Here is a 17,969-nt window from a genome sequence, read left to right on the forward strand (position 1 = left end):
GGTCAGAGCGGGATGTTGCCGTGCTTCTTGGGGGGCAGCTGCTCCCGCTTGGAGCGCAGCGAACGCAGGCCGCGGATGATGTGCCGCCGGGTCTCGGCCGGCAGAACCACCGCGTCCACATAGCCGCGCTCGGCGGCGGCGTAGGGGTTGAGGAGGGTGTCCTCGTACTCCCCGGTGAGCCGTGCGCGCAGCTCCTCCTGCTGCTCCGGGGTTTCGGCGGCGGCCAGGGCCTTGCGGTGCAGGATGTTGACCGCGCCCTGGGCACCCATCACCGCGATCTGGGCCGTGGGCCAGGCGAAGTTGAGGTCAGCGCCCAGATGCTTGGAGCCCATGACGTCATACGCGCCACCGAACGCCTTACGGGTGATCACGGTGATCAGCGGCACCGTGGCCTCGGCGTAGGCGTAGATCAGCTTGGCACCGCGCCGGATGATGCCCTGGAACTCCTGCTCCGTGCCGGGCAGGAAGCCGGGTACGTCGACGAAGGTCAGAACGGGGACGTTGAAGGCATCGCAGGTACGGACGAAGCGTGCCGCCTTCTCGCTCGCGTCGATGTCCAGACAGCCCGCGAACTGCATCGGTTGGTTGGCCACGACGCCCACCGGGTTGCCCTCGACCCGGCCGAAGCCGGTGATGATGTTCGGGGCGAACAGCGCCTGGGTCTCCAGGAATTCGCCGTCGTCCAGCACATGCTCGATGGCGGTGTGCATGTCGTAGGGCTGGTTCGCCGAGTCCGGGATGAGGGTGTCGAGCTCACGGTCCCGGTCCGAGGTCTCCAGGTCCACGTCCTCCGGGAAGCCCGGGGGCTCGGAGAGGTTGTTGGAGGGGAGGTAGGACAGCAGGGCCTTGACGTAGTCGATGGCGTCCTTCTCGTCCCCGGCCATATGGTGCGCCACGCCGGAGGTGGCGTTGTGGGTGCGGGCGCCGCCCAGCTCCTCGAAGCCGACGTCCTCACCGGTCACCGTCTTGATGACATCCGGCCCGGTGATGAACATATGCGAGGTCTGGTCGACCATCACGGTGAAGTCGGTGATCGCGGGGGAGTAGACCGCGCCGCCCGCGCAGGGGCCCATGATCAGGGAGATCTGCGGGATCACGCCCGAGGCGTGCACATTCCGGCGGAAGATCTCCGCGAAGAGACCGAGGGCGACCACGCCCTCCTGGATACGGGCGCCACCGCCGTCATTGATGCCGATGACCGGGCAGCCGGTCTTCAGCGCGTAGTCCATCACCTTGACGATCTTCTCGCCGTACACCTCGCCGAGCGAGCCGCCGAAGATCGTGAAGTCCTGCGAGTAGACGCAGACCGGACGGCCGTCCACGGTGCCGTAGCCGGTGACGACGCCGTCGCCGTAGGGGCGGTTCTTCTCGATACCGAAGGCGGTCGAGCGGTGCCGGGCGAACTCGTCCAGCTCGGTGAACGACCCCTCGTCAAGCAGCAGTTCCACTCGCTCCCGGGCAGTGAGCTTGCCCTTCGCGTGCTGCTTCTCGACCGCGCGTGACGAGCCCGCGTGGGTCGCCTCCGTGGCTCGTTGCTGAAAGTCAGCGATCTTGCCCGCGGTGGTGTGGATATCTGGTGTACCTGGGGTGCTTTCCTGCTCGGACACGGGAAGCGGCTCCTACTCGTCCTCGGCGGCTACCGACTCGTAGCGTATCGGCGCGAGCACAAGTCGGCGGTGCGGCGTTGGCCACACCTAGGCTGGCGTTATGACCTCGAATATGCCTCCGAATGACGCTTCTGGCAGCCCCTGGTCCGATCTTGAGCGCCCTCCGCTGAACGCCGCCTCGCTGCGCCGCGCGCTGATCCGGCCGGAGGGCCTCTGGTCCGAGCTGGAGGTGGTCGCCGATACCGGCTCCACCAATACGGACCTGGTCGAACGGATCCGCAAGGGCCCGGTCGAAGAGGGCACCCTGCTCATCGCCGAGCAGCAGACCGCCGGGCGCGGCCGGCTGGACCGCCACTGGGACGCCCCCGCGCGCAGCGGCCTCTTCTTCTCCTTTGTACTACGGCCCGGCACGGGCATCCCGGCCCGGCGCTGGGGCTGGCTGCCGCTGCTCGCCGGGGTCGCGACGGCCACCGCGCTCGCCCGGACATCGGGCGTCGCCACGGCCCTGAAGTGGCCGAACGATCTCCTCGTCGATGTCGACGGCGAGGAGCGCAAGATCGGCGGCATTCTGACGGAGCGGATCGGGGACGCCGCGCACGGCACGGTGGTGATCGGCGTCGGGCTCAATGTCACGCTGCACGCCGATGAGCTGCCGGTCCAGAGCGCGGGCTCGCTGCTGCTGGCAGGTGCCCAGAGCACGGACCGCGATCCGCTGCTGCGCGCCGTACTGCGCTCGATCGAGGACTGGTACCGCAAGTGGCGGGACGCGGACGGTGACGCGGGGGAGTGTGGACTGCAGGAGACCTACGCGGCGGGCTGCGCGACCCTGGGCCGTACGGTACGGGCCGAACTGCCCGGCGGCCGCAGTGTGGAAGGTGAGGCGGTGGCGATCGACGGCGACGGACGGCTCGTCCTGGCGACCGGCAGCGGGGTGGAGCAGCCGGTCGACGTGGGGGACATCGTGCACCTCAGGACGCCTTCCTGACGTGAGCTAGGGCACATCTGCCGTATGGTGGAGAGCCATGGCGCGCGCGGTGGGCGCGGTGGTAGTGATCGGAAGGGCAGTGCGCAGGTACCTGGCAAGGGGCGGGCAGTGACCGCGGACGACTCGGATTTCCCGCCGAGCGAGGAGAGCGCTGAGGCCGGGGCTGACGCTGAGGCCGGGGCCGCAGCCGGAGCCGGTGCCGGAGCCGGTGGCGGGGCTGAGTCCGAAGAGGACCCGATGGCGCTCAAGGTTGAGCAGCTGATCCTCGGCTCGGAACGCCGGTACACGCCCTTCCAGGCCGCGCGGGCGGCCGATGTCCCCATGGAACTGGCGTCCCGCTTCTGGCGGGCGATGGGCTTCGCGGACATCGGCCAGGCGCGGGCGCTGACCGAGGCCGATGTGCTGGCGCTGCGGCGGCTCGCCGGTCTGGTGGAAGCCGGGCTGCTGAACGAGGCCATGGCGATCCAGGTGGCACGCTCCACGGGCCAGACGACGGCCCGGCTGGCGGAGTGGCAGATCGACTCCTTCCTGGAAGGCCTCACGGTGTCGCCGGAGCCCGGGATGAGCCGGATGGAGGTCACCTATCCGCTGGTCGAGCTGTTGCTGCCGGAGCTGGAGGAGTTCCTGATCTACGTCTGGCGGCGGCAGCTCGCGGCGGCGACCGGCCGGGTCGTACAGGCGCAGGACGACGAGGAGATGGTCGACCGGCGGCTGACGGTGGGCTTCGCTGACCTGGTGGGCTTCACCCGGCTGACGCGGCGGCTGGAGGAGGAAGAACTCGGCGAGCTGGTCGAGGCGTTCGAGACGACGGCGGCGGATCTGGTTGCCGCGCACGGCGGGCGGTTGATCAAGACCCTCGGCGATGAGGTGCTGTACGTCGCCGATGAGGTGGGTACGGCGGCCGAGATCGGCCTCCGGATGATCGAGACGCTGGAGAACGACGAGACGATGCCGGAGCTTCGGGTCGGCCTGTCCTTCGGGACGGTCACGACGCGGATGGGTGATGTCTTCGGCAATACGGTGAACCTGGCGAGCAGGCTGACGTCGATAGCGCCCAAGGACGCGGTGCTGGTGGACGGCGCCGTACGGAATGAACTGACGGCCGCCGGGGATGCGCCGGAGTCGGAGAAGGACTCCGACAGCGACGAGGGGACGTCCTACCGCTTTGCCCTTCAGCCGCTGTACCAGCGTCCGGTCCGGGGCCTGGGCATCGTCGAACCATGGCTGCTGTCCCGCCGGGCGTGAGCGTCGGCACCGCGTAGGGTGTGAGCGACCGTTAACTTGGTGGGAGGTCGCGATGACGCGGTACGGCGAGTGGGTTGAGGTCCGTAAGGGCGCGGACACGGGCACGGACGCGGAGGCGGGTACGGGCGCGGGCACATACGTGGCTGAGCTGGTGCTCGACCGGCCGAAGGCCATGAACGCCGTATCGACGGAGATGGCCCGCTGTATCGGGGAAGCGTGCGCCACGCTCGCCGAGGACCACGATGTCCGGGCCGTCGTGCTGACCTCCACCCACGAGCGGGCGTTCTGCGTGGGCGCCGATCTCAAGGAGCGCAACTCCTTCACCGACGCGGAGCTGGGCCGTCAGCGCCCGTACGCCCGCGCCGCCTACAACGGCGTACTGGAGCTGCCGGTGCCCACCGTCGCCGCCGTACACGGCTTCGCGCTCGGGGGCGGCTTTGAGCTCGCACTGTCCTGCGATGTGATTGTCGCGGACCGCACCGCGGTCGTCGGCCTGCCGGAGGTCTCCGTCGGCGTCATCCCGGGCGGCGGCGGCACCCAGCTGCTGCCGCGCCGCGTCGGCGCGGCCCGCGCCGCGGAGCTCATCTTCACCGGGCGCCGGGTGGCGGCGGCCGAGGCCCGCGAGCTGGGCCTCATCGACCAGCTGGTCGATGAGGGCGAGGACCGCGCCGAGGCGCTGGCCCTCGCGGCACGTATCGCCGCCAACTCCCCTGTGGGCCTGCGTGCCGCCAAGCGGGCGCTGCGCACCGGCTGGGGGATGGATCTGCCCGCCGGGCTGGAGGTCGAGGACGCGGCTTGGCGCACGGCGGCGTTCTCTGGTGACCGTGCGGAGGGGGTGGCGGCGTTCAACGAGAAGCGCAAGCCGGAGTGGCCGGGGGAGTAGGGGGTTCCCCTCCTCCCCTCTGCGGCTCCGCCGACTGGCGGGGCTTCGCCCCGGGGCCCGGGTGCCGGGGGTGGGTTTCCCCGTATCCCGCCCCTTCCCGGAAACCGGGGCTCCGCCCCGGGCCCCGGGGGTGGCCCGGTGCGGGCCGGTGGCCGGGTTGTGCCCACCCACAGCCCCTCGCGGGGCTGCGAGTGCCCACAACATCGCGCGTAGCGCGTAGTGGCGTTAAGGATCCTAATCTTGGGCGTATGGGAGATGACGCGCGGCTGAAGGCCGTGGTGGGTCTGGCGCAGGCCATGGCCGCCGCGCACACGCCACGCGAGGTTGCCCATGCCGCCGCGCTGGGGGCTCGGGCCGCGATAGGTGGCTCGTTCGCCGCGGTGTCCGAGTGGGACCGGGCCCGGGGGCGGCTGCGGGTGCTGGTCAATGTGGGGGAGCTGGCGCCGGGTGAGGAGACCTTCCCGGAGGATGAGTCGTATCCGGTGCACGACTTCCCGGAGATCACCGAGTTTCTGCATGAGCGCTGGGCGAACGGCGGCAGTGAGCCGCATGCCTGGGTGGAGGCATCGGAAGGGCCGGAATCAGGGGCCGGCGCGTACTTCCATCAGAGAGTGGCCGCGCTGCGCCGCCGGGGCCGGAGCAGCTGTGTGGTCGCGCCGGTCGTGCTGCATGGGCGGGCGTGGGGCGAGCTGTATGTCGCGCGTGGGCTCGGCGCTCCGGTGTTCGACCGCGACGACGCGGATTTCGCGACGGTGCTGGCCGCCGTGATCGCGGCCGGTATCGCGCAGAACGAGCGGCTGGAGGAGGTACGGCGGCTCGCCTTCACCGATCCGCTGACCGGGCTGGGCAACCGGCGGGCGGTGGATGTACGGCTCGATGAGGCGCTGGAGCGGTACCGGGCGGACGGCACCGTGGTCAGCCTGGTCGTCTGTGACATCAACGGGCTGAAGCGGGTCAACGACGAATACGGCCATGCGGCGGGCGACCGGCTGCTGGAACGCTTCGGCTCGCTGCTGTCGCTGTCCGGCGCGATGCTGCCGGGTGCGCTGGCGGCGCGGCTGGGCGGCGATGAGTTCTGTCTGCTGGCGGTGGGGCCACCGGCGGACGACGTCGTACGGGCGGTGAACGAACTGTGCCGCCGTGCGGGCAATCTGGGCCTGGGCGAGGGGGTGGCCTGCGGTGTCGCGTCGACGGGCGACCCGATCGGTCCATTGCCCTCGGCCCGGCGGCTGCTGCGGCTCGCGGATGCCGCGCAGTACCGGGCGAAGGCGGCACGGTCGGGGAAGCCGGTGGTCGCGGGGCGGGAGATCGTCCACCTCGCGGACGAGACTCCCCCGCCACCGGGCGACCGGCGCCGGTTCCGCGGGCGGGAGAGTGAGTTCCGGGGGCGTGAGGGCTGTGAGGGGCGGTAAGGGGCTGGGCCGTACGCTGCTCGTGACAGAACTAGATTCAGTGCCTAGGGTGCGTGAATATGGATATGCAGAGCACGGTGATAGTGGGGATGTCCGGAGTGAGCGCGGCGGACGTCGTCGCCGTCGCCCGTGAGGGCGCGCGGGTTGAGCTGTCGGCCGAGGCGCTGACCGCGGTCGGCGCGGCACGGCAGTTCATCGACGACCTGGCCGCCAAGCCGGACCCCGTGTACGGCGTCTCGACCGGCTTCGGCGCCCTGGCCGTCCGGCACATCAGCCCCGAGCTGCGCGCCCAGCTCCAGCGCAATATCGTGCGCTCGCACGCCGCCGGGATGGGGCCGCGGGTGGAGCGCGAGGTCGTACGGGCCCTGATGTTCCTGCGGCTCAAGACCGTCGCGTCGGGGCACACGGGAGTACGCCCCCAGGTCGTACAGACCATGGCCGATGTGCTCAACGCCGGGATCACCCCGGTGGTGCACGAGTACGGCTCGCTCGGCTGCTCCGGCGATCTCGCGCCGCTGTCGCACTGTGCGCTGACCCTGATGGGCGAGGGCGACGCGGAGGGCCCCGACGGCGCCGTACGGCCCGCTGGCGAGCTGCTGGCCGAGCATGGCATCGCGCCGGTCGAGCTGCGCGAGAAGGAGGGCCTGGCCCTGCTCAACGGCACCGACGGGATGCTCGGCATGCTCGTGATGGCCTGCGCCGATCTGGCGCGGATCTTCACCTGCGCGGACATTACGGCGGCGCTGTCGCTGGAGGCCCTGCTCGGTACGGAGAAGGTGCTCGCGCCCGAGCTGCACACGATCCGGCCGCATCCGGGGCAGGCCGTCAGCGCGGCGAACATGCTGAAGGTGCTGGCCGGGTCCGGCCTGACCGGTCACCACCAGGACGACGCGCCGCGCGTCCAGGACGCGTACTCGGTGCGTTGCGCGCCGCAGGTCGCGGGAGCCGGGCGGGACACCCTCGCGCACGCCCGGCTGGTCGCGGACCGCGAGCTGGCGGCTGCCGTCGACAACCCGGTCGTGCTGGCGGACGGCCGGGTGGAGTCGAACGGCAACTTCCATGGCGCGCCGGTGGCGTACGTACTGGACTTCCTCGCCATCGCGGCCGCCGACCTCGCGTCGATCGCCGAGCGGCGTACGGACCGGCTGCTCGACAAGAACCGCTCACATGGCCTGCCGCCGTTCCTGGCCGGCGACGCGGGCGTGGACTCCGGGCTGATGATCGCGCAGTACACGCAGGCCGCACTGGTCAGCGAGCTGAAGCGGCTGGCGGTGCCCGCGTCGGTGGACTCGATCCCGTCCTCCGCGATGCAGGAGGACCATGTCTCGATGGGCTGGTCGGCGGCGCGGAAGCTGCGTACGGCGGTGGACAACGTGACGCGGGTGGTGGCCGTGGAGCTGTATGCCGCCGCGCGGGCGGTTGAGCTGCGCGGGGAGGACGGGCTCACGCCCTCCCCGGCGGCGCGCGCGATCCTCGCGGCGGCGCGGGAGGCAGGCGTCGGGGGTGCGGGTGCGGATCGTTTCCTTGCGCCTGATTTGGCGGCGGCGGACGCGTTTGTGCGGGGCGGCGGGCTGGTGGCCGCGGCCGAGTCGGTGACGGGGCCGCTGGCCTAAGGGGGGGTGTCCCCTTATACCGCCCTTTCCGGCTGCGCCGGTGCCGTGCGTGGGTGGGGCTGGGTTTTCCCTCCGCCGCGTGGCGGGGCTTCGCCCGGGTGCGGGGGCGCCGTGGGTGGGTTTCCCCAATTCCCGCCCCTTCCCGGAAACCGGGGCTTCGCCCCGGGGCCCCGGGGTTTGCCGGTGCGGGCCGGTGGCCGGGTGTTGTGCCCACCCGTTCCGCCCCAGCGGAACGACTGCCCACAACACCGGGGGTCTGGGGGCGGCAGCCCCCAGTTTCGGGAAGGGGCTGGGTTAGGGGGATCCCTCCGCCGGCGGAGGGGCCGTCGCGGCAGCGACTGATGTCACTGACGCCGTTAAGAGGGGGAGGTGCGGCGTAGGGAGTGGGTTACCAGGCCCGCGCCCGCCGCCAGGAAGGCGATACCGCCGGTGATGTAGGGCGTCGTATCGAAGCTGCCGGTATCCGCGAGTTGCGGTCCCGTCCCGTTCTGGTCGGCGGACACGGACGTCGGGGGCGGTGTGACCTCGGTCTCCGCTTCATCCGTCGCGTTCGCGGACGGAACAAACCACAGTGCGCAGAGCAATCCCCCCGCGACAGCGGAGGTCACCAGTGGTCGGCGGTGTGCGGCCACTAGGGCCCCCTTCGTGCGGTGAAACGGCAGTGCGGAGGCCGATGTTAGCCAGCGCGGCGGGTCGTGGGGAAGTCCTGCCAGCTCTGCCGCTTACCCTCCGTGGCATGAGCGCAGAAGACACATCCCGATATGTCCGGCTTCAGGTCGAGCTGGTGCTCGAAGTCGCCGACGCCGCCGAGCTGGGCCGAGCCGCCCTTGAGCACATCGAGGGTGATGAGTTCATGCCGGATGAGGAGCGTGGTCACGCCACCACCGCGGTCAATGGTGACGCCGCCGAGGCCATCGCGTATCTCGTCGACCCTTTGGACCTGGTCAACGGTGTGCCCGGGGTCGAGCTCACCCAGGCCTCCTGGAGCAGCGAAACGATCGACTATGACCCGGACGCGGAGGACTGGCAGGTTGACGAAGATCTTCATTGAAGATCTTCATTGAAGGCCTTCAATAACGTATGAACCTGCGGATAGGCGCACATAACGCTTCTGAAATCGTGATCTCGAATGGGTGTCCTGGCCCACAGTTTTACGTAGGGTGGAACCGCGCTACCCCTCCCTCGCGTTCTCATACGTACAACTGTGACGCCACATGCCCGGTTTGCTCATGGGCTGGGGGTCGCTCGGGGAGCCAGAGCTCGGAAGCGTATGGAGAAGCGTGTGATAACGGCCAACAAGCGCCGCAAAGGCCTCGCGGTGACGGCTGCACTGCTCGGAGGCGCCATGTTCCTCACCGCCTGCGGCGGGGAGGACGGCTCCAGCAGGGGAGAGAGTTCGAACGAGGTCGACAAGGCGGCGGCCAAGAACTCCTCGGACGCGCACATATCCATTACGCCCAAAAACGGCTCCGACAACGTCGGCATCAACAATGACGTCAAGGTCACCGTCAAGGGCGGCAAGCTCCATCAGGTGACCATGACGGCCACCGAGGACGGCAAGGCCGTCGAGGGCGAGATATCCGCCGACGGCGCCTGGAAGCCTAAGGACCAGCTGGCGCGCGCGACCGAGTACAAGATCGAGGCTGCGGCCAAGGACAGCGATGGCCTTGAGACCACGCAGAACTCGACCTTCACCACCGTCTCCCCGGCCAACAGCTTCATCGGCTACTTCACCCCCGATGACGGTACGACCGTCGGCGTCGGAATGCCGGTCTCGATCAACTTCGACAAGCCGATCAAGAACAGGAAGGACGTACAGACCGCGATCGAGGTGAATACCTCCAGCGGCCAGGAGGTCGTCGGGCACTGGTTCGACGACAAGCGTCTTGACTTCCGCCCCGAGGACTACTGGAAGTCCGGCGCCAAGGTCGACGTCAAGATGGAGCTCGACGGCGTCGAGGGCGCGGACGGCATCTACGGCGTCCAGGACCGCGAATTCAGCTTTACCATCGGCCGCTCCCAGGTCAGCACCGTGGATGTGGCGGCGTACACGATGACGGTCGTCCGCGACGGCAAGACCATCAAGACCATCCCGATCTCCGCGGGCAGCAAGGAGAACCCGACCTACAACGGTCAGATGGTGATCTCCGAGAAGCACAAGGAGACCCGGATGAACGGTGCCACGGTCGGTTTCACCGATGACGACGGCAAGGGCGAGTACGACATCCCCGATGTGCCGCACGCCATGCGGCTGTCGACCTCCGGCACCTTCATCCACGGCAACTACTGGGGCGCCCCCTTCGGCTCCGGCAACACCAGTCACGGCTGTGTCGGCCTGAAGGACGTCAAGGGCGCGGACGAAAGCTCCACTCACGGCGCCTGGTTCTTCGACAACTCGATGGTCGGCGACCTGGTCGTGGTCAAGAACTCCCCGGACCGCAGCATCGCCCCGGACAACGGCCTGAACGGCTGGAACATGCCCTGGGCCGACTGGAAGGCCGGCTCGGCGGTCTGAGCTGAGCGGGCAGCGTTGTCCAAGGTTGCCCAAGTAGCTGAGCGGTGTGGGCGCCGTCTACGGACCTGGGGGTCCGGGGCGGCGCCCGCTGCTATGCGGCGATCTTGCTGAACTCCCTCAGGAATGCCTCGTCAAACGCCTTGAGGTCAGCCGGCTTCCGGCTGGTGACCAGGATATTGGGCCCGCCGTCACACACCACGACCTGCTCATTCACCCACTCGCCCCCGGCATTGCGGATGTCGGTGCGCAGGCTCGGCCATGAGGTGAGGCGGCGCCCGCGCACCACATCGGCCTCGACCAGGGTCCAGGGCGCGTGGCAGATCGCCGCGACCGGCTTGCCCACGTCAAAGAAGGCCCTGACGAAATCCACGGCATGGTTGTTCATCCGCAGCGCGTCCGGATTGGCGACCCCGCCGGGCAGCACAAGCCCGTCGTAGTCCTCTATCTGCGCCTCGGCCACCAGCCGGTCCACCGCGAAGGTGTCGGCCTTGTCGAGATGGTTGAAGGCTTGCACATCGCTGCTCTTGATGGACAGCACAGACGCCTCTCCCCCGGCTTGGGTCACGGCCGCCAGTGGATCGGTCAGCTCAATCTGTTCCACGCCTTCGTTTGCGACGAGAAAGGCAACCCGCACGTTCCTCACGTCCTTCCCGCGGCTGGCTGCTGCTCGGACCGGACAGGTTCCCCGCCTTCGTGGACGTATTCCCCCAGCTCCCGAGTAGCCACAGCGCGACCGTGTGGCGGCAGCCGGGTGGCCGGTTTCCCCCTACCGTCCTGCCCCGCTTCTGTGTTTCCTTGACGTGCCGACCTGGGGCTGTGGGGGAGTGAGTGATGAGGAAGCGCTGGCGGGGTGCGCTGCTGGCTGTATGCCTGCTGGCCCCAGCCCTGGTCCTGGCCTACGGCTGGACGCAGCCATCCACCTCGGCCCAGAGCACCCAGCCTCCCGAGGACGACCGCCCGGAGTACATCCCCAGCTCGCCCACCCTCCCGGCCTCGAAACCCTCGAAACCCTCCAAGCCCTCCAAGCCCTCCGCCGCACCGCACACGCCACGACCCAGCCGGGTGCTCTACCTGGGCGATTCCCTCGCCATGGAGTCCCAGAACGCGCTGGGCCAGTGGCTCCAGAAGTCAGGACAGACGTCGTACCGAAGCGCCCCGTACTCCGGTACGACGCTCTGCGACTATCTGGAGGGCAGACCGGCTGACTCCCTGGTGCCGGACAAGGACAAGGCGGCCGCCCTGGTCCGCACCTTCAAACCGGGAGTCATCGTGCTCCAGTTCTGGGGGAACTCCTGGGGCTACACCCCGTGCATGGACGAGACCCAGTCGGACACCCCCGCCTACTACGCCCGCTACGCGTCCGACGCGAGGGCGCTGACGGCCGAGATCGCCGCGTCCGCCAAACGGGCCGGAATTCCCCGCCCGAAGATCGTCTGGGTTCTCCAGGGCCCGGACGCCTTCAACCGGGACCGTGTCCGCAAGGTCAACGACCTCTACCGGTCACACGCCGCCGCCACCGGTGACCTCCTCGCCGACGCGGGCCGCCGGGTAAGCCCGGCGAACGACCGGTACACATACGCCCGGCAGCTCCCCTGCAACGCCTACGAGCGCACCCGGCCCGGCTACTGCACAGGCGACGTCACCCAACTCCACCGCGCCGACGACCCACTTCACTTCTGTCTGGCCCCCACCACCTCAACACCCAGGCCCTGCCCCCGCCCCTCCCCGGGCATTGACCGCTATACCAAGGCCATAGCGGACACGGTCACCGACTACCTCAGGGGATGACCAGGCGAGCGCGCTGCGGCTTGTGACACGGCTCAGCCGCCGATGGGGATGTTGACGCCGGACAGTCCGGCGCGCCGCCCAGCGGTCGCCGACTGGGCAGCGGTAAGCGTCTGTTCGCCGTCAGCCGTCTGCCGGGGCGATCCCCACCGGGCAGGAGACCCCCGTGCCGCCGATGCCGCAGTATCCGGCCGGGTTCTTGTCCAGGTACTGCTGGTGGTAGGGCTCGGCCGGGTAGAAGGGGCGGCTTTCGGCCGGGACGATTTCGGTGGTGATGTCGCTGTAGCCGTTGCCCGTCAGCATGCGCTGGTAGGCCTCGCGGGAGGCCTCGGCCTCCTTGTGCTGGGCGGGGGAGTGGGTGTAGATCGCTGAACGGTACTGGGTGCCGACGTCGTTGCCCTGGCGGAAGCCCTGGGTGGGGTCGTGGGACTCCCAGAAGAGCTTGAGCAGCTGGCCGTAGGAGACATGCGCGGGGTCATAGACGACGCGGACCGCTTCCGTGTGGCCCGTCAGACCGGAACAGACCTCCTCGTAGGTCGGGTTCAGGGTGTAGCCGCCCTGGTATCCGGCCAGGGTGGTCCAGACTCCGTCCCGCTGCCAGAACTTCCGTTCCGCCCCCCAGAAGCACCCCAGACCGAAGTCAGCGATCTGCAGGTGATCGGGGTACGGGCCGAGCAGCGGAGTGCCCAGGACCGTATGCCGGTCCGGGAGCGTGAACGTGGGGTCCGGTCGGCCCCTGAGGGCCTCCTCCAGGGAAGGGAGACGTTTCCTGTGGCTGCCGAAGATCATCGTTCCCTGCTCCCTCAGTACGCCGGAGGTGTCGCCGCCGGATTGCCACCCTGGCCCTCAAAGCCCGCTACCGCCAGCGCGCGGTAGGAGGCGTACTCCCCGGCCGGGTTGCCGCTGTTTACCCACGGTACGGCGCCGACGTAGCCGTCGACCATGCGCAGCGCCTCCATCGCCTCGTCGTAGCGCTCCGCGCGGACCAGGAAGCAGAGCAGCAGATGGACCACGTGGGGGCGTACCGGGTGGTCGTCGGCGACGCTGTCGACCGCGAACTCCGCCGCCTCGATGGCGTCCTCGACGACCTTGCTCTGGTACATCCCGCGCACCAGGTCGACCTCCGGGAGGTGGTCATAGACCGCGAAGAGGGGGAGCGCGGGAAGGAGACTGCCGGGCGGGGCACTGGCCGCCGCGCTCTGCGCGAAGCCGTAGGCCTCGTCCCGGGAGCCGTGCCATTTCTCCGACCAGTACGGCAGCGCGGCCAAGTGGGCGCCCATATGGGTCCGCGCCCGCCGGGTGACCTGGTGCCACAGGGCTTCGAAGTCCACCTTGCGGTAGCTCAGCGAGCGGGCGATGAACAGCTCGGTGATGTACGGCGTCGGGTCCGCGTCGGCCAGCCGGGCCGCCTCATGGGCGACGTTGCGGGCCTCTTCGAGGATGATCCGGTGGTCCGCCGAGCCGGGGTACGCCAGCGCCTGCCAGACCAGGAACTGCGCGTACACCTGCGCGCCGCCCGGGTCCTGCGGCTGCTCGGAGCGCCAGTTCCGCAGCCAGCGGGCGTCCTGCGGCTGTGCCCCAAGTGCCCCCTGTGCCCCCTGGGCCCCTTCCTGGGGGGCCTTGCTGAAGGAGATCCCGCTGCTGGCCGGCTCCGTGGTGTCCACGGGGACACCGGCCGCGCGGGCCTGTGCCAGCTCCATCGCCGCTGCGCCCGCCAGCGACTGCACCCGCTGCCAGCGCAGCTCGTAGTCGTCGCCGGTCAGCGCGAGCAGCTGGGCGACCGGGCGCCAGTCCTGGGTGCGCTGGGTCTCGTCCAGCGCCTCGACCAGCTCCGGGTCGGGCCCGGGCAACCGCACATCGAGCTCGTCGACCGGTACGAAACCGTACGCACGCTGGTCTTCGGACCGGCTCAGGCCCTGGGTGGCCGCCTTGACGGCCTTGCGGCGGCGCAGGTGCGGGATCACGAAGAAACCGAGGACGGCGCCGACCAGAATGAGGAACAGCAGGAACTCCATGGGTCCACGGTACGGCGCATTACGCTCGTGCCATGAGTCACCAGCATTTCGAGACCCTCGCCATTCACGCCGGACAGGAGCCGGACGCCGCCACCGGCGCCGTCGTCCCGCCCATCCACCAGGTGTCGACGTACAAACAGGACGGGGTCGGGGGGCTGCGCGGCGGCTATGAGTACAGCCGCTCCGCGAACCCGACCCGGACCGCGCTGGAGGAGAACCTGGCCGCGCTGGAGGGCGGCGGCCGTGGTCTCGCCTTCGCCTCCGGGCTGGCGGCCGAGGACTGCCTGCTGCGCACCCTGCTCACGCCGGGTGACCATGTGGTCATCCCGAATGACGCGTACGGCGGTACCTTCCGGCTCTTCGCCAAGGTCGTCGAGCGGTGGGGAGTGGAGTGGTCGGTCGCCGACACCTCCGACCCCGAGGCGGTACGGGCGGCGCTCCGGGACCGTACGAAGGTGGTCTGGGTGGAGACCCCGAGCAACCCGCTGCTCGGTATCACCGATATCGCGCAGCTCGCGGATATCGCCCGGACGGCCGGGGCCCGGCTGGTGGTGGACAACACCTTCGCCAGCCCATATCTGCAGCAGCCGCTGGCGCTGGGCGCGGATGTCGTCGTGCACTCCACGACGAAGTACATGGGCGGGCATTCGGATGTGGTGGGCGGCGCGCTGGTGACCGCGGACGCCGGGCTCGGTGAGGAGCTGGCCTTCCACCAGAACGCGATGGGTGCGATCGCCGGGCCCTTTGACTCCTGGCTGGTGCTGCGGGGCATCAAGACCCTCGCGGTGCGGATGGACCGGCACAGCGCGAACGCGGCGCGGGTCGCGGAGATGCTGGTCGCGCACGGGAAGGTGACCGAGGTCTTCTATCCCGGGCTGCCCTCGCACCCCGGGCACGAGACCGCGGCCAAGCAGATGCGGTCCTTCGGCGGCATGGTCTCCTTCCGGGTCGCGGGCGGTGAGGAGGCCGCGGTCGAGGTTTGCAACCGCGCCGAGCTCTTCACGCTGGGGGAGTCCCTGGGCGGTGTGGAGTCGCTGATCGAGCACCCGGGGCGGATGACGCACGCCTCGGCGGCGGGCTCGGCGCTTGAGGTCCCGGCGGATCTGGTGCGGCTGTCGGTCGGCATCGAGTCGGTCGACGACCTGCTGGCGGATCTGACGGCGGCGCTGCGGTAGGGGGCTCCGCCCCCGCTGGTCACCAGCTGAAGCCCGGTGGGGTCGCTGGGGCCGGTGGGGTGCGGACCGCCCAGACCGTGAGGGCGAGGACGGCCAGGCAGAGCAGGGCCCAGAGCGCGGCGCGGGCTGCGCGGCGGCGGCGCAGGAGCCGGTGGCCGCGCAGGGCCGCGCGGGCGGTCAGATCCGGGGGTACGGGCGGATGGGGGCCGTCCAGCAGGCGGCGGACCTGCTCCTCCTTACGGTCCGGCGGGCTCATCGGCTGCGCACAGTGGACACCGCCCGGGTGCACAACGTCCGGACCCGCTCGACCGGCAGCCCGAGCCCGGCGGCGGTCTGCTCCTCGGCGATGCCCTCATACAGCCGCAGCACCAGCACCAGCCGCTCCCGCGGGGTGAGCCGGCTGAGCGGCCCGCCGCGTGGACGCCGGTGCCGCCAGGCCGTACGCGCGAAGTGGGTGGCGAGCTCCTGGCGGGCGTGGTCGTACGGGTCCGCGCCACGCAGCCCGTCCCATGCCGCGTACGTACGGGACAGCGCCACCGTCAGCAGCCGCTCTGCGGCGGGGCAGGCCCGCCCGGGCGGCTCGGTCGTCAACAGCGCGGCGGCATGCAGCAGTCGGCCTGCCGCGCCCGCGACAAACGTTTCGAATTCCCGGGCGCGGCGGCAATCTTGGGCATCCCGCCGCGCTCCCACCCTGCTATAGGACGGCAGCGGACCGCAGCGGTCAAGAGGTCCCGAGGCTGGGAGGCTGCGACTCTACGACGACTCCAGGACGCTACGAAGGCGTGACCGATGACTGCAGTTCGGAGAAGGCGCTGTTGAAGCGCGTGAGGAGCGCGCAGAACGTATCGCGCTCCTCCTCCGACCAGTCCTCGGTCAGCAGCGCCATCAGCTCGCGCCGCGAGGCCCGCACCTGCTCCAGGCGGCTGGCGCCACGCGGGGAGAGCTGCAGGACGACGGCACGGCCGTCCTCCGGGTGCGAAGTCCGTTTGACCAGGCCGGAGTCGACCAGCGGTGCCACCTGGCGGGTCACCGTCGAGGAGTCGATACCCATACCGGCGGCGAGGGCTTTCACACCGGTCGGGCCATCCTGGTCCAGCCGGTTGAGCAGCAGATACGCGGCGCGGTCCATGGAGTTGCGGGCCTGGCCGACGCCGCCCAGCCGGGTCTGTTCGGCACGGCGGGCGAAGAGGGCGACTTGGTGCTGCATCGCGTCGAGAAGAGGGGCGTCCGGGCGGTCTGAGTGCTGCAGCTCGTTCTGGAGCTTGTTCTGGACCTTGTTCTGGGGGGCGTTCTGATCGATATCAGTCGTCATGTCCGGGTGCGTGGGCATGGCCGGGGTGCTCGCTTCTTTGGAAGTACGACGTGGGAACGGTTGAGAGGGTGAGGCACAGAGTACGCGGGTCGGGCCCGTCCCGTACCAGTGCTGCGAGAACCAGTGGGCCCGGGCTGCGAGACTGGCAACATGGTTGCCAGTGCCAGTGCCAGTGCCCGTGCCCTCACCGTCGACGACATCAGTCTCGCCCAGAAGACGCTCTCCGGGGTCGCCCGGATTACGGCGATGGAGGGCAGCCGCCATCTCACGCGGCTGGTCGGCGACCCGGTCCACCTCAAGTGCGAGAACCTGCAGCGCACCGGCTCCTTCAAGATCCGGGGCGCCTATGTCCGTATCGCCGCCATGTCCCCCGAGGAGCGGGCCCGCGGTGTGGTCGCCGCCAGCGCGGGGAACCACGCGCAGGGCGTCGCCCTCGCCGCTTCCCTGCTCGGGGTGAGCTCGACCGTCTTTATGCCGGTCGGCGCCCCGCTGCCGAAGCTCGCGGCCACCCAGGACTACGGCGCCGAGGTACGGCTGCACGGCCAGGTCGTGGATGAGGCGCTGCACGCCGCGCAGGAGTACGCGGCGGAGACCGGCGCGGTTTTCATCCACCCCTTTGACCACCCGGACATCGTCGCCGGGCAGGGCACGGTGGGGCTGGAGATCCTGGAGCAGTGCCCGGAGGTGCGCTCGATCGTCGTCGGGGTCGGCGGCGGCGGGCTCGCGGCCGGCATCGCGCTCGCGGTGAAGTCGCTGCGTCCCGATGTCAAGGTGATCGGCGTACAGGCGGAGGGCGCCGCGGCCTATCCGCCCTCGCTCGCCGCCGGGCATCCGGTGGCGCTGGACTCGGTGTCGACGATGGCGGACGGCATCAAGGTGGGACGGCCCGGCGATGTGCCGTTCAAAATCATTGGCGAGCTGGTCGATGAGGTCCGTACTGTTTCCGAGGACGCGCTTTCGAGTGCGCTGCTGCTCTGCCTGGAGCGGGCCAAACTGGTCGTCGAACCGGCGGGTGCCAGCCCGGTGGCGGCGCTGCTGTCCGAGCCGGAGTCCTTCGATGGACCGGTCGTCGCGGTGCTGTCCGGGGGCAATGTCGATCCGCTGGTGCTCCAGCGCACGCTGCGGCACGGCATGGCGGCGGCAGGGCGCTATCTGTCGCTGCGGCTGCGACTGACGGACCGCCCGGGGGCGCTGGCGGCGCTCCTGGGGGAATTGTCAGTGGCGGACGCTAACGTCCTCGATGTGAGCCATGTACGGACCGACCCACGGCTCGGGCTCACGGAAGCGGAGGTGGAGCTGCACCTGGAGACCAAGGGGCCGGAGCACTGCGTCGACGTAGCGGCGGCGCTGCGCAAGGCCGGTTACACCGTCATGGGGTGAAGGAACTCCCCGGTTGGTGAATAACGCGATGTATCGGGTCTT

18 protein-coding genes are annotated in these 17,969 nt (G+C 69.9%); 10 read left to right on the top strand and 8 right to left on the bottom strand.

Going from position 1 to position 17,969, the window contains the following annotated elements; genetic code table 11:
- Positions 1-2: 2 nt before the first annotated feature.
- Complete coding sequence (locus test1122_RS17455) at positions 3-1,607, bottom strand: acyl-CoA carboxylase subunit beta (protein ID WP_232270095.1); 1,605 nt, start codon at positions 1,605-1,607, stop codon at positions 3-5.
- Positions 1,608-1,719: 112 nt separating this feature from the next.
- On the opposite strand from test1122_RS17455, the gene test1122_RS17460 reads away from it, so the two are divergent.
- From test1122_RS17460 to hutH, 5 genes are all read left to right on the top strand, one after another.
- Positions 1,720-2,592, top strand: coding sequence for a biotin--[acetyl-CoA-carboxylase] ligase (locus test1122_RS17460; protein WP_232271954.1), 873 nt, complete (start codon positions 1,720-1,722; stop codon positions 2,590-2,592).
- A 108-nt stretch (positions 2,593-2,700) separates the two neighbouring features.
- On the top strand, positions 2,701-3,837 hold the full coding sequence (locus tag test1122_RS17465; RefSeq protein WP_232270096.1) for an adenylate/guanylate cyclase domain-containing protein: 1,137 nt from the start codon (positions 2,701-2,703) through the stop codon (positions 3,835-3,837).
- A gap of 52 nt (positions 3,838-3,889) precedes the next feature.
- Positions 3,890-4,720 carry an enoyl-CoA hydratase/isomerase family protein gene (locus tag test1122_RS17470; RefSeq protein ID WP_232270097.1) on the top strand — a complete coding sequence of 277 codons (831 nt, stop codon included), beginning with the start codon at positions 3,890-3,892 and terminating at the stop codon, positions 4,718-4,720.
- Between the two features lie 248 nt (positions 4,721-4,968).
- Positions 4,969-6,132, top strand: a complete 1,164-nt coding sequence (locus test1122_RS17475) for a GGDEF domain-containing protein (RefSeq protein WP_232270098.1) — start codon at positions 4,969-4,971, stop codon at positions 6,130-6,132.
- 59 nt (positions 6,133-6,191) lie between these two features.
- A complete protein-coding gene (hutH, locus tag test1122_RS17480) occupies positions 6,192-7,745 on the top strand; it encodes a histidine ammonia-lyase (RefSeq protein ID WP_232270099.1) in 1,554 nt (517 codons plus the stop codon).
- 356 nt (positions 7,746-8,101) lie between these two features.
- Here the strand turns inward: hutH and test1122_RS17485 are convergent, their stop codons facing one another.
- The gene (locus tag test1122_RS17485; protein WP_232270100.1) at positions 8,102-8,377 is read right to left on the bottom strand and encodes an LAETG motif-containing sortase-dependent surface protein; all 276 of its coding nucleotides are present in this window, start codon (positions 8,375-8,377) and stop codon (positions 8,102-8,104) included.
- A gap of 104 nt (positions 8,378-8,481) precedes the next feature.
- Here test1122_RS17485 and test1122_RS17490 point away from each other — a divergent pair, with 104 nt between their 5' ends.
- Together test1122_RS17490 and test1122_RS17495 are read left to right on the top strand one after the other, a co-directional pair.
- Positions 8,482-8,796: a hypothetical protein gene (locus tag test1122_RS17490; protein WP_232270101.1), complete on the top strand. Its 315-nt coding sequence runs from the start codon at positions 8,482-8,484 to the stop codon at positions 8,794-8,796.
- Between the two features lie 219 nt (positions 8,797-9,015).
- Positions 9,016-10,260, top strand: a complete 1,245-nt coding sequence (locus tag test1122_RS17495) for a L,D-transpeptidase (protein ID WP_232270102.1) — start codon at positions 9,016-9,018, stop codon at positions 10,258-10,260.
- A 91-nt stretch (positions 10,261-10,351) separates the two neighbouring features.
- On the opposite strand, the gene test1122_RS17500 is transcribed toward test1122_RS17495, so the two are convergent.
- On the bottom strand, positions 10,352-10,894 hold the full coding sequence (locus test1122_RS17500) for a type 1 glutamine amidotransferase domain-containing protein (protein WP_232270103.1): 543 nt from the start codon (positions 10,892-10,894) through the stop codon (positions 10,352-10,354).
- A 197-nt stretch (positions 10,895-11,091) separates the two neighbouring features.
- Between test1122_RS17500 and test1122_RS17505 the strand changes: the two genes are divergently transcribed.
- Positions 11,092-12,048 (top strand): SGNH/GDSL hydrolase family protein, encoded by a 957-nt coding sequence (locus tag test1122_RS17505; protein ID WP_232270104.1) that lies wholly within the window; start codon positions 11,092-11,094, stop codon positions 12,046-12,048.
- Between the two features lie 120 nt (positions 12,049-12,168).
- On the opposite strand, the gene msrA is transcribed toward test1122_RS17505, so the two are convergent.
- Complete coding sequence (gene msrA / locus test1122_RS17510; protein WP_232270105.1) at positions 12,169-12,834, bottom strand: peptide-methionine (S)-S-oxide reductase MsrA; 666 nt, start codon at positions 12,832-12,834, stop codon at positions 12,169-12,171.
- A 14-nt stretch (positions 12,835-12,848) separates the two neighbouring features.
- Positions 12,849-14,060, bottom strand: coding sequence for a hypothetical protein (locus tag test1122_RS17515; protein ID WP_232270106.1), 1,212 nt, complete (start codon positions 14,058-14,060; stop codon positions 12,849-12,851).
- A 32-nt stretch (positions 14,061-14,092) separates the two neighbouring features.
- Between test1122_RS17515 and test1122_RS17520 the strand changes: the two genes are divergently transcribed.
- Complete coding sequence (locus test1122_RS17520) at positions 14,093-15,235, top strand: cystathionine gamma-synthase (protein WP_232270107.1); 1,143 nt, start codon at positions 14,093-14,095, stop codon at positions 15,233-15,235.
- 19 nt (positions 15,236-15,254) lie between these two features.
- Here the strand turns inward: test1122_RS17520 and test1122_RS17525 are convergent, their stop codons facing one another.
- From test1122_RS17525 to test1122_RS17535, 3 genes are all read right to left on the bottom strand, one after another.
- A complete protein-coding gene (locus tag test1122_RS17525; protein WP_232270108.1) occupies positions 15,255-15,491 on the bottom strand; it encodes a hypothetical protein in 237 nt (78 codons plus the stop codon).
- Complete coding sequence (locus tag test1122_RS17530) at positions 15,488-15,925, bottom strand: sigma factor-like helix-turn-helix DNA-binding protein (RefSeq protein WP_232270109.1); 438 nt, start codon at positions 15,923-15,925, stop codon at positions 15,488-15,490. The genes test1122_RS17525 and test1122_RS17530 overlap by 4 nt, the downstream gene beginning before the upstream one ends.
- An 82-nt stretch (positions 15,926-16,007) precedes the next feature.
- Entirely contained in the window at positions 16,008-16,442 is a 435-nt protein-coding gene (locus tag test1122_RS17535; protein ID WP_232271955.1) for a MarR family winged helix-turn-helix transcriptional regulator, read from the bottom strand.
- A gap of 255 nt (positions 16,443-16,697) precedes the next feature.
- On the opposite strand from test1122_RS17535, the gene ilvA reads away from it, so the two are divergent.
- Positions 16,698-17,927: a threonine ammonia-lyase gene (gene ilvA / locus test1122_RS17540; RefSeq protein ID WP_232270110.1), complete on the top strand. Its 1,230-nt coding sequence runs from the start codon at positions 16,698-16,700 to the stop codon at positions 17,925-17,927.
- The last annotated feature ends 42 nt before the right edge of the window (positions 17,928-17,969 follow it).

The sequence above is a fragment of the Streptomyces gobiensis genome (assembly GCF_021216675.1).
Taxonomy (GTDB): Bacteria; Actinomycetota; Actinomycetes; order Streptomycetales; family Streptomycetaceae; genus Streptomyces; species Streptomyces gobiensis.

Bases quoted from the DNA above. Each gene is read 5' to 3' on its own strand.
- test1122_RS17495 (WP_232270102.1), top strand. From the start codon at position 9,016: ATGGAGAAGCGTGTGATAACGGCCAACAAGCGCCGCAAAGGCCTCGCG.
- test1122_RS17525 (WP_232270108.1), bottom strand. From the start codon at position 15,491: ATGAGCCCGCCGGACCGTAAGGAGGAGCAGGTCCGCCGCCTGCTGGAC.
- test1122_RS17515 (WP_232270106.1), bottom strand. From the start codon at position 14,060: ATGGAGTTCCTGCTGTTCCTCATTCTGGTCGGCGCCGTCCTCGGTTTC.
- hutH (WP_232270099.1), top strand. From the start codon at position 6,192: ATGGATATGCAGAGCACGGTGATAGTGGGGATGTCCGGAGTGAGCGCG.
- test1122_RS17460 (WP_232271954.1), top strand. From the start codon at position 1,720: ATGCCTCCGAATGACGCTTCTGGCAGCCCCTGGTCCGATCTTGAGCGC.
- ilvA (WP_232270110.1), top strand. From the start codon at position 16,698: ATGGTTGCCAGTGCCAGTGCCAGTGCCCGTGCCCTCACCGTCGACGAC.
- test1122_RS17490 (WP_232270101.1), top strand. From the start codon at position 8,482: ATGAGCGCAGAAGACACATCCCGATATGTCCGGCTTCAGGTCGAGCTG.
- test1122_RS17470 (WP_232270097.1), top strand. From the start codon at position 3,890: ATGACGCGGTACGGCGAGTGGGTTGAGGTCCGTAAGGGCGCGGACACG.
- msrA (WP_232270105.1), bottom strand. From the start codon at position 12,834: ATGATCTTCGGCAGCCACAGGAAACGTCTCCCTTCCCTGGAGGAGGCC.
- test1122_RS17535 (WP_232271955.1), bottom strand. From the start codon at position 16,442: ATGCAGCACCAAGTCGCCCTCTTCGCCCGCCGTGCCGAACAGACCCGG.
- test1122_RS17505 (WP_232270104.1), top strand. From the start codon at position 11,092: ATGAGGAAGCGCTGGCGGGGTGCGCTGCTGGCTGTATGCCTGCTGGCC.
- test1122_RS17475 (WP_232270098.1), top strand. From the start codon at position 4,969: ATGGGAGATGACGCGCGGCTGAAGGCCGTGGTGGGTCTGGCGCAGGCC.
- test1122_RS17520 (WP_232270107.1), top strand. From the start codon at position 14,093: ATGAGTCACCAGCATTTCGAGACCCTCGCCATTCACGCCGGACAGGAG.